This window comes from Salinicola lusitanus, from assembly GCF_038648475.1.
GTDB lineage: Bacteria > Pseudomonadota > Gammaproteobacteria > Pseudomonadales > Halomonadaceae > Salinicola > Salinicola lusitanus.
In genome coordinates this window covers 4686738-4699322 of sequence record NZ_CP151919.1, presented here as the reverse complement: position 1 = coordinate 4699322, position 12585 = coordinate 4686738, and the positions used below count along the sequence as shown (strand labels likewise).

Below are 12585 nucleotides of genomic sequence, written 5' to 3'. Positions count from 1 at the left end.
CTCCTTGTTGGGGGTCAGGGCGTGTTCACGGATGGGTTGCCGGGCGACGAGCGCCAGCGCCGGACAGTTGATACGCGACGATGACGGCAACCACGATGAGGCCGCCGAGTACGGGCCAGCCGCTCGGAGAGAGCAGGGTCAGCCCGGCAGCCATCAGCAGAAGTCGTACGCCGGGAGACAACCGCTGGCGGAGATAGCCCTCGGTGGCAATGGCGATGGCCAGGGTCGCGATGAAGGCCTGGGCGATCTCCAGCCCGCAGCTCAGCAGCGTGCCGTCCAGCGTGATGCTGGGGTTGTAGACGATGGCGAACGGGAACACGAAGGCGAAGATCGCCAGGCGTACCGCCTGCGCCGCGATGCTCACCGGGTTACCCCCGCAGATCGCCGATGCCGCGTAGGCCGCGACGGCGACCGGTGGCGTCAATGCCGAGAGTACCGCGTAGTAGAGGATGAACAGATGCGACGACATCATCGGCAGCCCGAGCGTGTTGACCAGGGTCGGTCCGAGCAGTACGGCGGCCAGAATGTAGGCGCTGGGTGTCGGCATGCCCATGCCGAGGATGATGGTGATGATCGCGGTGAAGAACAGCGTCATGAAGGTGCTGTCGCCGGCCAGCAGCATCACGATCGAGGAGAACTTGGTCGCGAGGCCTGTCATGGTGATGCCGCCGATCACCAGTCCTGCCGCGGCGCAGGCGGCCGTGACGCCGACCATGCGAAAGGTGGTGGTGGCCAGGGCGTCGAGCAGCGACTTCGGTGTCAGCCGGTGTCGGCGACTGAACAGCGAGCAGATCACGATCGCGCCGGTGCCGAACAGCGCCACGAAGGTCGGCGAGTAACCGATCACCAGCGGAATCACCATCGCCGCCAGCGGGATCAGGAATAGCCAGGCGCCACGCTTTACGGTAGACCATGACGGCACCTCCTCGGCTGCCAGCTGGCCGAGCCCGTGGCGCTTGCAGTACAGGTGCACCTGCACCAGTACGCCCATGTAGTAGAGCAGTGCGGGGACCAGCGCGGCGATGATGATCTCGCTGTAGGCGATGCCGGTGTACTCGGCCATGATGAAGGCGACCGAGCCCATGACCGGCGGCAGGATACTGCCTCCGGTGGAGGCGGCGACTTCTATCCCGGCCGCCAGGTTGCGCGAGAAACCGAGGCGCTGCATCAGTGGAATGGTGATGGAGCCGGTGGTGACCACGTCCGCGGTGGGGCTTCCGGAAACCGTACCGAACAGCGCCGAGGAGATCACCGCGACCTTGGCCGGCCCGCCGGTCGAGCGCCCGGTCAGGCGGGCGGCGAGATTGAAGAAGAAATCGCCGCCGCGAACGCTGTCGAGAAAGGTCCCGAACATCACGAACAGAAAGGCGTAGGTGGCGGCGACGCGAACCGGAACGCCGAACAGTCCGTCGCTGGTATAGACGTTGACGTCGATGAAATAGGATAGCGGCAGGTAGCCGTGACGGAACATCCCCGACAGCAGGTGCCCGGCGAGATTGTAGATGATGAAAACGGTGGCGATGAGGGTCAGGCCGAGACCGACGGTGCGACGTGTGGCCTCCAGGGTGAGCAGGGTGATCAGCACACCGAAGCCGAGCTGTGCCGAGGTCAGCGGCGTCAACAGGCTGATCCGGTTGGCCAGATCGTCGATCGAACCGATGAAGAAGATGGCGCAGGCGGCACTGGCAACCACCAGACCCCAGTCGAGCGGACTCGGCGTCTCCGCTCCGGGTTTGTCGTTGGGCGCGATCAGGAAGAACACCAGCACCAGCATCAGGGTCAGGAAGACGATGGTCAGCGCCAGCACGTCCGCCGTGGAGAAGATCGTCGTCCAGATCACCCACAGGGCAATGACGGCCGCATAGCACTTCAGCAGCCAGCTGAAGACGCCTTGCGGCTGGCGGCGGCGCCCCGTCGACATCAGGCCGTTGGCCAGGCGAGTGAGATTACCGCGAGTCATGTTGTCGTCCCATGAGAGTGGTGTCGTGAGGTCGAGTGGGCTGAGCGGGCTCGCCGGCGCCGGTCACCGAGGCTTCCGGCGCCGCGCGGACCTAGAGTAGACCCGCCTCCTCGTAAGCGCGCTTGGCGCCGGGGTGCAGCTCGACCACCGACTGCTCGAGCAGGGTCTCGGGTGTGAGCTGCTTCATCGCCGGGTGCACCCCCTGCATGACGTCGATGTGTTCGATCAGATCCTTGGTGATGCGGTAGGCCTCATCGTCGGCCATCGTGGCCGGCGCCACCAGCATGGCCGCGGCGGTATGCGTCTGAACCGGATGATCGAGCCAGGTATAGGCATCGGCCGGTACGGTATAGGGCTTGTCGCCGTACTCCTCCTCCATGGCCTTGATCACGCTATCCGGCACTGCCAGCAGGGTCATCGGGCGATTTTCCGCCATGCCACTGATCGCGCTGCTGCCAACGAAGGTCTCGTTGGCCCACATGTCGGCGCGACGGTTCTGGACCAGCTCGGTGGCGACCGCGGAACCCTGGTAGACCACGCTGCCCCCCCAGGACTCGATGTCGTCCGGGGTCACGCCGAGCGCTTCGAGAGACGATTCTCCGACCATCGAGGGGAGAATGCCCTTGCGATTGAGCACCAGCCTCAGCGGTGGCTTCTTGTCGGCGATATCCTGCAGCGAGTGGATGCCGTACTCATCGGAGAAGTCCTGGGTCAGGACCCACTGCATCGGGGCCCAGTTGTACAGCACGCCGATCGCCCGGAAGTTGTTCACTGCCTTGGGGAATGGCGGCTCGCCGGAGATCGCCTTCATCGCTTCGCCAGCGTGGACGATGGCGAGGTCACAGGTATCGCCCTGCATCTGGATGATGTTGGCAAAGCCGCCGGACGAGGTCTGGTAGGTGACGCTGGAATTCGGATTCTCGGCCTTGAGCACGCCGTCCATGCCGACACCCAGCAGCTGCCACAGGCCATTCGGACTGCCACCGCACAGGTTTTCGTTGAACGGCTCGGCCTGGGCCGACAAGCCGAGCCCGAGGCTGGTGACGATCACGCCAGCGGTGATGAGTTGCTTGATCATTGCTCTGTTCTCCAGATTTGTCGTTGTGTTGTTCGAGAAACGGGCTTCCGACGCGCTACGAGGTCGATGAGTGTAATCAAGGTTGTCGTGGATTGGGTGGGGCTTCGGCTCCTGTTGGCGATGGTGACAAGGCGCGGCTCAGCGGTTGACCTGATGACCGGGCAAGGCCAGGACCAGCAGGCATCCCAACAGCAGGGCCGCCGCGAAGCAGAGCAGGGCGATTGCACTGCTCCCCGTGAGATCCAGAATCCAGCCCATCAGCGAATTGCTGACCAGGCCCGCGATATTGGCCAGCGAACAGGCAAGCGCGAATCCGGTCGCCGCCGCCTGTCCCTTGAGAAAGGTCGCCGGCAGGCTGAAAAAGACCGGAATCGCGCCCATGATCGCGCCCGATGCGATGGCGAATACGGTCACGGTCGCCACGGCGTTGTGGGCGAATAGCGTGCTCAGCGACATCGCCGCCGCGCCGATCAGAAACGGCACGATGATATGCCAGCGGCGTTCGCGATGGCGGTCGGAACTGAAGCCGACCAGCAGCATCCCGACCAGTCCCGCCAGGCTGGGTATCGAGGTCAGCCAGCCGATGGTCGAGCTGTCGCCGACGCCGGCGTTGTGAATGAAGGTCGGCAGCCAGAAGCCGATGGCGTAGGCACTCAGCAGGATGGCGAAATCGATGCCGCCCAGCATCCACACCTTCAGGTTGAAGAAGCCGTCGCGAAAAGTGGTCTGCCGACTCGGGTTGGCGGCGCTGTCGCGGGCAAGCTCCGATTCCAGCGCCTGCCGCTCGTCGGTATTCAGCCACTTGGCCTGACGCGGGCTGTCGGGCAGTGCCACCAGCAGGACCAGCCCGAGAATGACCGTGGGAATCGCCTCCAGCAGGAATAGCCATTGCCAGCCGAACAGTCCGTGCCAGCCGTCGGCAAAGGTCATGATGGCGCCGGAGAGCGGCCCGCCGACGAGACTGGAGAGCGGCAGGCCGATCATGAACAGGGCGATGATGCGGGCGCGGCGCCAGGAGGGGAACCAGCCGGTGAGATAGAACAGCACCCCGGGCAGAAATCCGGCCTCCGCCGCGCCCAGCAGAAAGCGCAGCAGATAGAACTGCCAGGCCTGGGTCACCAGCATCGTCAGGCCGGAGAGGATGCCCCAGCTGATCATGATGCGGGCGAGCCAGAGCCTCGCCCCGACCTTCTCCAGCACCAGGTTGCTGGGCACTTCGAACAGGATGTAGCCGACGAAGAACAGCCCGGCGCCGAGACCGTAGGCGGTCTCGCTGAACGACAGCTGTTCGGCCATCTGCAGCTTGGCGAAGCCGATGTTGATCCGATCGAGATAGGCCGTCAGGTAGCACAATCCCAACAGCGGTATCAGCCGCCAGATCACGCGTCGGTAGAGTTCGTCGTGTGGCGACACCTCTGCAGTGCCGGCCACCGAGGAGAGGGTGGACATAGCGATTCCCGATCGTTGTTGTTGCTGGTTGTCATCGTCTGTCTGATGCGATCGCCGGGCCGACCGCCGCGGGGGCGGTCTTCGTCGATGTCGCCACAGCATTCATGGCGGCACCGGATCCTCGTTGGCAGTGGTGTTGATGATCTCTTTGCCGTTGTGCCGTCTCTATCGGACTATCGATGCCGTCAGAGCCTGCGGCCCAGAAAATCCTCGAAGGCGGCGAAGAACCCCTCGAAGTCATCCCACGGGATCATGTGGCCGGCATCCTGCGCCGTGGTTATCCGGATCGCCGGCAATCGTTGGCGGATCTCCTGCTGGTCGGGCGGCTGGATGACGCCACCTCTGCCCGCGCAGATCAGCAGCGTCGGCACCGTGATTGCAGACAGGTCCTGATGGATATCGACCGTATGAAACTCCTCGAAGGCCTGCACGATGGCCGGCTCGAAGCAGGTATGCAGCCACTCCGCTCGCAGCGCTAGCTGGTCGTCGCTCCACGTCGGGCAGTACTGGCGCATCGTCTCCAGGTCGCAGCCCTTGATGCAGTCGCGAATGGAGTCGACGTACCACGGCAGTTTGCTGGGGTACTCGCGTCGGCCTGGCCCGGAGACCGGGGGATCGATCAGTACCAGCTTGTCGAGCGTCGGCACGCCGCGGCTGGCGGCGCGGATCGCGAAGCGGGCACCCATCGAATGACCCGCCAGAATGACGTTCTCGAGCCCCAGCGCGGCAATGAAAGCAGTGGCGTCGGCGGCGCAGGTATCGGTGTCATAGGCGAGTTCCGGGCCGGTCGACGAGAGGCCTCGGCCACGCACGTCGAGAACGTAGGTATCGAAATTCTCGCCCAGACGCTCGGCCACGAAAGCCCAGGTGATCGCCGGGCTGGTGATGCCGGGAATCAGCACCAGCGGCTGGCCGGTCGCAGCGCGTTCGCCGCCGAAACGCAGATAGTGCTGACGAATGCCGTTGGCATGGACATTGGCGCCGTAGAGATAAGTGCTCATGTCGGGTCTTTCCTCGTGGACGTCTGGGAGGCGTCGATACGCCGGCCAGCGAGCGGCGTTCCGGCGTCTCGGCTGTGACTGCCGGCCGCCCGGGCCGTGGCCGTTTGGCAATGCATCAGGGTGCCTTGAGTTCCTGGGTGGTCACGTCATGGCCGAATACCCAGGCCGGGTCTTCTTCCTGCCGCAGCCAGGTGTTGTCGTGAGAGACCTGCTGCACCCGCGAGGCGCGCTCGAAGCGGTTGGTCTTGTAGAGTTCGAAGGCGTCGGCGTAATGCTCGGGGCCGACCGCTTCCAGGCTACGGACCAGCACTGCGGCGTCCTCGATCGCCATGGCCGCGCCCTGCGCCATGTGAGGCTTCATCGGATGGCAGGCGTCGCCGAGCAGCACCAGGCGCCCCTTGTGCCAGATCGGCAGCGGGTTACGTTCCAGCAGTGGCCATTTGGTCACCGCTTCGGTGCAGTCGATCAAGGCCTGAACCACGGGATGATAGTCGTGGAAAATTTCGCGCATCTCTTCTTTCGAGCTGTCGACGAACGACGTGCCATGCTGCCAGTCGGGAGTCTTCACGCCCGTGACGTAGTAGTACTCGCGCTGATCGCCGGTGACGTAGTAGACCATCATGTGCTTGTCCGGCGACCACCACTTCACGCACGACTCGAAATCGAGATCGTAGGCCTTGAGCTTTTCCGCATCGACGATGGCGCGGTGGGCAATCCAGCCGCTGTAGGTGGGATCCTCCGCGCCCAGCAGCGTTTCGCGAATGCGCGAGTTGACGCCGTCGGCGCCGATGACCAGGTCGGCCGTCTCGGTGTTGCCATCCGCGAAGCGCATGATCACCTCGCTGCCGGTGTCGTCGACGCTCGTCAGCCGCCTGTCGAAATGCAGCTGGCTCGGATCGAGGGCTTCGACCATCAGGGCGTGCAGGTCGCCGCGATGCACGGTGATATAGGCGGCGCCGTACTCCCGCTTCGCGAACTCGCCCAGGGGTATGCGTGACTGATAGTCGCCGCTGACGCCGTCGCGACTGAACCAGTAATCCGGGTGCGACCCCATCGCTTCGAGCCGTTCCTCGATGCCGATCTGGCGCATCACCTTCATGACGTTGGGACCCAGATGGATTCCGGCGCCCAGCCGGGAGAATTCAGGTGCCTGTTCATAGACCTGAGTTGGATAACCCGCTTTCTGCAGCAGCGCGGCCACGGCGGCGCCACCCAGGCCGGCGCCGATGACCGCCACTCTGGGTTTCGGTGACATCGGTTTCTGACTCATGTTCTTTCCTCGATAGATTGTTGTCTTGCAGCGGCTGTCGCCGGGCCATGGCCCTCGCCGGCTAGCGCTATCCCGACCCCGACCCCGACGTGGTCGCTGGGAGCGCCGTCTCGACTGGCAATGGTTGCTGCCCCGGTCGCAATCCAGTCCCCTGATGGCAGGCCGGCATGACTGTTAAAAACAACGTATACGCCGTATATTGGCAAGTCAACGGTTTTCTCCATCGGAAATCTCAAGACCGGCCAGGACGTGCTAGGTCTTTATAAAACCATTGTTTTTGAAGTATAAAATTATATTCTAGGGGCGTTTTAAAGGCCGCTTGTTTTACGCTTGGCGAGGGTGGTATAAGTTTAGATATCGCCATTTCTGGTGTATGCACTATAAGGGTACGATGGCGTTCGAGTTTGCACCACGGTAGTGCCAAATTGACGAATAACTCCAATCGAGAACGGCATGACGGACAGCATCGATTTGCGGGTCAATGGCCAAGTGCGGCACCTGCCGCTCGATCCCGCGACCCCGCTACTTCAGGTTCTGCGCAACGACCTCTGTCTCAATGGCCCCAAGTACGGTTGCGGTCTGGGTCAGTGCGGGGCCTGCAGCGTACTGGTCGAGGGTCGTGTTGCCCGCTCCTGCGTGATCTCTCTGGGGGCCGTGGCCGGCCGCGACGTCGTCACGCTCGAGGGCCTGGGCGCGTCGGGCCGGCTCGATCCGGTGCAGACCGCGTTCATCGAATGTCAGGCGGCCCAGTGCGGCTACTGTCTCAATGGCATGATCATGACGGTGCGGGGGCTGCTCAATCACTGCGCGCAGCCGTCACCTGACCAGATCGTCGGCGCGCTCAAATACAATCTTTGCCGTTGCGGAACCCATGTCGAGATTCTCGAAGCTGCCACCCTGGCGGCCGAACTCGATGCCGCCGGCGTGGCGCCGGGGGGCAGCGAATGAGTGTGCCGGCCTCGTCCGTCGACCGCCCCCCGCTCCCCGGCGATTTCGACGCGCTTCCCGGTCTCCTTCGCTATGCCGTGGTCGTCCGGCCCCCCGACGTCGCGTTTCACGAGGGCCGCTTCGGCTGTTCGAGACTGCTGGATATCGATCACGCCTCGCTGGGCGAGTGGGCCACCGTCACCACCGTGGTCGAGATCGCCAATTTCGTGGCGGTGGTGGCGGCCGATCCTGAGCTGGCGCGACAGGCAGCCCGGCGCCTGCGCCTGCACTGGACGCCACCACCGCTGTGGGACGACCACCTCGGCGTGGGTAGCGAGCGATCGGACGGGCGCGGGGCAGTGGTCGATCGCCGACGGACGGACGGCATGGTCCGGCGCTACGGTTGGCCCAATCGCCTGCGTTGGGGGGAGCGTGCCGGCTGGGTGATTGCCGATGTCTCCCCGGCCCGGGCCAGCCTGTGGGTCGACACCGCCACGCCCGAAGCCCTGCGTGGTGATCTCGCGGCACTGCTTTCGCTGGCGCCGGCCGCGATCGATTTCTCCAGCGAGCGCAGCGATCAGGAGGAGACAAGCCTGGGTCGTCTCGCCTGTGACGATGCCGCCGCAGACGCGGCGCTGGTGTCGCGGCAGGTCGGGGCGCCGGTCGCGATCTGGCTGGATGCCGACTATCAGCGTGACGTCGACGCGCTGGGCCTGGCCGAGACGTGGGAAGTGGCGGCCAGTGGTGGGCACACACTGGATGCGCTGGCACTGGGGTACGGGGCGGCGAGACCCGCGCCGGCCATGGCGCTGCTGCTGACTGGGGTCACCGAGCCCGCCGGAGCGCCGGCCGGCCGGCCGGCACGCTCGCCTTATCGGCGTGCCAATCCCGTTCGAGAGGGCGACGAGAGCGGCAGGGCAAGCGATCGTGTGCGTGTCTTCGCCGAAGAGTCGTTCCTCGATGAGTGGAGCCGGCAACAGGCGAGCGATCCGCTCGATCTGCGGCTGCGGCACCTCGATGATCGCCGCGGCCAGGCGCTGATCGAGGCCGTCCGCCAGCGCGCGGCCTGGCACCCGAAGCCGACGCCCGATCCCGTCGAGGGCGGCGTCGGGCTGCTGACGGGTCGAGGATTCGCCTACTGTCACCTGCCGGATGCCAAGGGGGAGTGGGAGAGTGGCACCCGTTCCGCCTGGATCGCCGATGTCAGCGTCGATCCGGTGACGGGGAGCGTTCAGTTGACCCGCATGGTCGTGGGGCAGGACGCCGGCGAGCCGGTCGACAGGGCGGCGCTGGCCGCGGCGCTGCGTCGGCAACTGCTACCCGAGTCGACGCTGCTGCTGCGCCACGCTGACGGCATCGACGAGTGGGGCGAGCTTGCCGATGCGTCACCTCCGACGCTACCGGCCATCGATGCGCTGACACTGGATGCCGGCGGCCATGCCTTGCCGGCGCGCGTGCCGGATGCCCTGGCCCCGAACGGCACCGCCGACAGCCCGGTCACGATGCCTCTGCGTCTCAGCGCGCAGACGCTGGCCCCGGGCACGGCAGCGATCGCCAATGCGCTGTTCGACGCCACCGGGCAGCGTTTTCGCGAGCCGCCTTTCACGGCGGCGCGCATTCGCGCCGGGCTGCGTGAGTCGACCGGCGGCGATGCTCGAGGCGCCAGGGCGGCGTCATCCGTGGGTAGGCGGCGCTGGCGCTGGGTGGGCGCCGCCGCCGCGTCGCTGATCTCGCTCGGCGGCGCGGCGGCGGTGGGGTTGCCGTGGAAGGCGGCGATCGACCCGGTGCCACGCCCCGCCGCGAATCTCTACTCCCAGGCGACCATCGAACGCGGGCGGCTGGTCGCCGAGGCCGGCGACTGTGCGGTTTGCCACACCGCCAGCGAAGGTGGCGCGACCAACGTGGGGGGACGCGCCTTCGAGACCCCGTTCGGAACCGTCTACAGCACCAATATCACGCCCGACGAGTTGACCGGTATCGGCCGCTGGCCGTATGCGGCCTTCGCGCGCGCCATGCGTCACGGCATCAGCCGCGACGGTAGCCATCTCTACCCGGCCTTCCCCTATACGGCGTTTGCCAAGCTGAGCGACACCGACCTCCAATCGCTGTATGCGTACCTGATGGCGCAACCGGCGGTGGCGTCGCCTGCCGTGGACAATCAGATGCGTTTTCCTTTCAATATCCGCGGACTGATGGCGGGCTGGAACCTGTTGTATCACGACGCCAAACCCTTCACGCCGGACCCGACGCGGAGCGCACTGTGGAATCGCGGCGCCTATCTGGCCGAAGGTGCTGGGCATTGCAGCGCCTGCCATTCGCCGCGTAATGCGCTAGGGGCGGAGAAGCGCGGCGATGACCATTTTGCCGGCGCGCTGGTCGACGGCTGGGAGGCGCCGGCGTTGAGTCAACTGTCGAAGGCCCCGGTGCCGTGGAGCGAAGCCGCGCTGTACGATTATCTCCGCACCGGCCGGGCGGCGCACCATGGGGTTGCCGCCGGGCCGATGGCGCCGGTGGTGGCGGGGCTGGGCGAGTTGCCGGAGAGCGATGTGCGCGCCATCGCGCATTACGTGGCGTCGTTCATGCCGAGCGCGGTCGATGCCGCGCAGGCCTCCGAGATCGCCGACCATCGTCTGGCCCTCTCGACCGCCACGCCGCCGGGGTTCGATGCCGGAGAGCGACTCTACAATGGCGCTTGTGCTTCGTGTCACGAAGGCGGCGACATGCCGGTCTATTCCCGGGCGGAGACCTCGCTGGCGCTCAACACCAACCTTCACAGCGCGCGCCCGGACAATGTCATTCAGGCCATCCTCGACGGCGTCGTGGCGCCCGGTTCGAGCGCGGGAAGCGCTGGCGAGATGCCCGGGTTCCGTACCGACTTCAGCGACAGCCAGCTCACCGCCTTGGTGAGTTACCTGCGCGCGCGTTTCGCCCCAGACCAGCCGGCCTGGGAACATCTTTCAACAACAATCGGCGAGCTGCGCGGTGCGTCGTCGCCATGAGCGACGCTGGCGGCATCGGCTCGATAGCGGATCTCGCCAACGCGGGGCGGTAACGCGTGTCTCGACAACAACGGTTTCGATAGCAGCGATTTCGATGACAACGGCAACAATAAAGGAGTGACGCAATGAATTCTCGCCGCTGGATCTGGCTCGTCTGGGCGCTGGTCCTTTCGTGTTACGTGGTGCCCTACGGTCTGCTCGGACAGGTGCAGGCCTGGTACGGCAGCTTTCTGTTCTGGTTTGTCGTCGGCGTCCTGGTCATCGTCGCCAACATCATGATCACCCAGGGTTTCAAGGACGAGTCGGGGAACTGAACCATGAGTACCAATCTGATCTGGGGAGCGGTCCTCATCTATCTCGTGGTGGCCGTGGTGGTCGCCTACCTGTCGCGGGGCGAGGCGACCAACGGCAAGGGCGTCGACATGTCCGGCTACTTTCTCGGCAATCGCCAGATGAATGGCTTTGTCTCGGCGCTCAGCTACAGCGCCACGACCTACAGTGCGTTCATGATGGTGGGGCTGGCGGGACTCACCTATGCCGGCGGCGTCGGGGCGTTCGGGTTCGAGATCGTCTACTTCGCCGGCGTTTCGCTGGTGGCAATCTTCGGGCCCCGGTTCTGGGCGGTGGGCAAGCGCTTCGGTTTCGTCACGCCGAGCGAGATGCTGGGTCATCGCTATGGCAACGGGAAAGTCGCGGTGGCGACCGCCGTCGCCAGCTGCGTGTTTCTGATCCCTTACGCCGCGGTGCAACTGGCTGGCGTCGGCTACCTGCTGGCGGGCATGAGCGGCGGGGCGATCTCGTTCACCACCGGTGTGATCGTGTCGACGCTGCTGGCGATCCTGTTTTCCTACATTGCCGGGATCCGTTCGGTGATGTGGACCGATTCGCTGCAGGCGTTGTTCATGATCGTCGCCTCGACGCTGGTGGCGCTTCTCGTGGTCCATTCGCTCGGCGGCTTTTCGGAACTGTTCGACACGCTGGCCAGCGAGCACCCGGCTTCTCTCAGCGTACCCGGCCCCGGCCTGTTCAGTTTCACCACTTTCCTGGGGCTGACCATCCCCTGGTTCTTCTTCAGCCTCTCCAACCCCCAGGTCAGCCAGCGTCTGTTCATGCCGTCATCGCTCAAGTCGATGCGCCAGATGCTGATCGGCTTTCTGATCTTCGGCTTCATCTACACCGTGGTCTCGGTGCTGTGGGGCTTCTCGGCGCTGGTGGCATTCCCCGATCTGGCCAAGTCGGATCTGGCAACGCCGACGCTGCTGGCTTCCGAACATGTGCCGCCCGTGCTCGGCGTGATCGTCATGGTGGGGATTCTGGCCGCTGCGGTCTCGACCATCGACTCGATCATGCTGACGCTCTCCTCGATGCTGTCGAGGGACGTCTATGCCAATGTCGTTATCGATGCCAGCGAGTCCAGGCAGCTCAAGGTGGGCAAGTGGGTGTTGCCGATCATCGCGATCCTCGCCTTCCTGTTCGCTGAGCTGCAACTCAACCTGATTGCGGTGCTCTCCGTGGCGGCCTCGACGGGGCTGGTGGTGATCGTGCCGGCGATCATCGGGGCCTTCTACTGGCAGCGCGGTACGGCGGTCGGGGCGCTTGCGAGCATCGTCGGCGGCGGCCTGGTCGTCATCTATCTCTACCTGAGCGGTGTCAAACCGCTGGGGCTGCCGGCGGGGATCTGGGCGCTGCCGGTCGCGGTGGTGCTGTTCGTGGCGGTCAGCCTGGTGACCCGGGCCAATCGCGAGCGGGCCGACGAGTTCATGGAGACCGCCAGGCGGCGCTGAGATGAGTCAGCGGCAGGCGTGACGACAGGACGAGCCCGGCGCTGTGCCGGGCTCGTCCTGTGCGGCGGCTGAAAGGCCGGGATCAACGCCAGCCGGGCGCGATGGCGATGGCAAGAC

The 12585-nt window shown here is 65.2% G+C and carries 9 protein-coding genes; 4 read left to right on the top strand and 5 right to left on the bottom strand.

Features of this window, described 5'->3' with window-relative positions; genetic code table 11:
• Positions 1-25: 25 nt before the first annotated feature.
• The 5 genes from AAGT95_RS21245 to AAGT95_RS21225 all read right to left on the bottom strand — a co-directional run bounded on the left by AAGT95_RS21245 (position 26) and on the right by AAGT95_RS21225 (position 6758).
• Positions 26-1960 carry a TRAP transporter fused permease subunit gene (locus tag AAGT95_RS21245; protein WP_342595048.1) on the bottom strand — a complete coding sequence of 645 codons (1935 nt, stop codon included), beginning with the start codon at positions 1958-1960 and terminating at the stop codon, positions 26-28.
• Between the two features lie 91 nt (positions 1961-2051).
• The gene (locus AAGT95_RS21240; protein WP_342595047.1) at positions 2052-3038 is read right to left on the bottom strand and encodes a TAXI family TRAP transporter solute-binding subunit; all 987 of its coding nucleotides are present in this window, start codon (positions 3036-3038) and stop codon (positions 2052-2054) included.
• Positions 3039-3176: 138 nt separating this feature from the next.
• Positions 3177-4487 (bottom strand): MFS transporter, encoded by a 1311-nt coding sequence (locus tag AAGT95_RS21235; protein ID WP_110598631.1) that lies wholly within the window; start codon positions 4485-4487, stop codon positions 3177-3179.
• A 185-nt stretch (positions 4488-4672) separates the two neighbouring features.
• A complete protein-coding gene (locus AAGT95_RS21230; protein ID WP_342595046.1) occupies positions 4673-5488 on the bottom strand; it encodes an alpha/beta hydrolase in 816 nt (271 codons plus the stop codon).
• A 115-nt stretch (positions 5489-5603) separates the two neighbouring features.
• A complete protein-coding gene (locus AAGT95_RS21225; RefSeq protein ID WP_280951652.1) occupies positions 5604-6758 on the bottom strand; it encodes an FAD-dependent monooxygenase in 1155 nt (384 codons plus the stop codon).
• Between the two features lie 453 nt (positions 6759-7211).
• Between AAGT95_RS21225 and AAGT95_RS21220 the strand changes: the two genes are divergently transcribed.
• From AAGT95_RS21220 to AAGT95_RS21205, 4 genes are all read left to right on the top strand, one after another.
• Positions 7212-7706 (top strand): (2Fe-2S)-binding protein, encoded by a 495-nt coding sequence (locus tag AAGT95_RS21220; protein WP_110598629.1) that lies wholly within the window; start codon positions 7212-7214, stop codon positions 7704-7706.
• Entirely contained in the window at positions 7703-10684 is a 2982-nt protein-coding gene (locus tag AAGT95_RS21215) for a c-type cytochrome (RefSeq protein WP_342595045.1), read from the top strand. The genes AAGT95_RS21220 and AAGT95_RS21215 overlap by 4 nt, the downstream gene beginning before the upstream one ends.
• A gap of 125 nt (positions 10685-10809) precedes the next feature.
• A complete protein-coding gene (locus AAGT95_RS21210; RefSeq protein ID WP_342595044.1) occupies positions 10810-10998 on the top strand; it encodes a hypothetical protein in 189 nt (62 codons plus the stop codon).
• Positions 10999-11001: 3 nt separating this feature from the next.
• Positions 11002-12468: a sodium:solute symporter family protein gene (locus AAGT95_RS21205; protein ID WP_110598626.1), complete on the top strand. Its 1467-nt coding sequence runs from the start codon at positions 11002-11004 to the stop codon at positions 12466-12468.
• Positions 12469-12585 lie beyond the last annotated feature (117 nt).

Coding starts and splice junctions, on each gene's coding strand:
- AAGT95_RS21245 (WP_342595048.1), bottom strand. CDS start 1,960: ATGACTCGCGGTAATCTCACTCGCCTGGCCAACGGCCTGATGTCGACG.
- AAGT95_RS21240 (WP_342595047.1), bottom strand. CDS start 3,038: ATGATCAAGCAACTCATCACCGCTGGCGTGATCGTCACCAGCCTCGGG.
- AAGT95_RS21235 (WP_110598631.1), bottom strand. CDS start 4,487: ATGTCCACCCTCTCCTCGGTGGCCGGCACTGCAGAGGTGTCGCCACAC.
- AAGT95_RS21230 (WP_342595046.1), bottom strand. CDS start 5,488: ATGAGCACTTATCTCTACGGCGCCAATGTCCATGCCAACGGCATTCGT.
- AAGT95_RS21225 (WP_280951652.1), bottom strand. CDS start 6,758: ATGAGTCAGAAACCGATGTCACCGAAACCCAGAGTGGCGGTCATCGGC.
- AAGT95_RS21220 (WP_110598629.1), top strand. CDS start 7,212: ATGACGGACAGCATCGATTTGCGGGTCAATGGCCAAGTGCGGCACCTG.
- AAGT95_RS21215 (WP_342595045.1), top strand. CDS start 7,703: ATGAGTGTGCCGGCCTCGTCCGTCGACCGCCCCCCGCTCCCCGGCGAT.
- AAGT95_RS21210 (WP_342595044.1), top strand. CDS start 10,810: ATGAATTCTCGCCGCTGGATCTGGCTCGTCTGGGCGCTGGTCCTTTCG.
- AAGT95_RS21205 (WP_110598626.1), top strand. CDS start 11,002: ATGAGTACCAATCTGATCTGGGGAGCGGTCCTCATCTATCTCGTGGTG.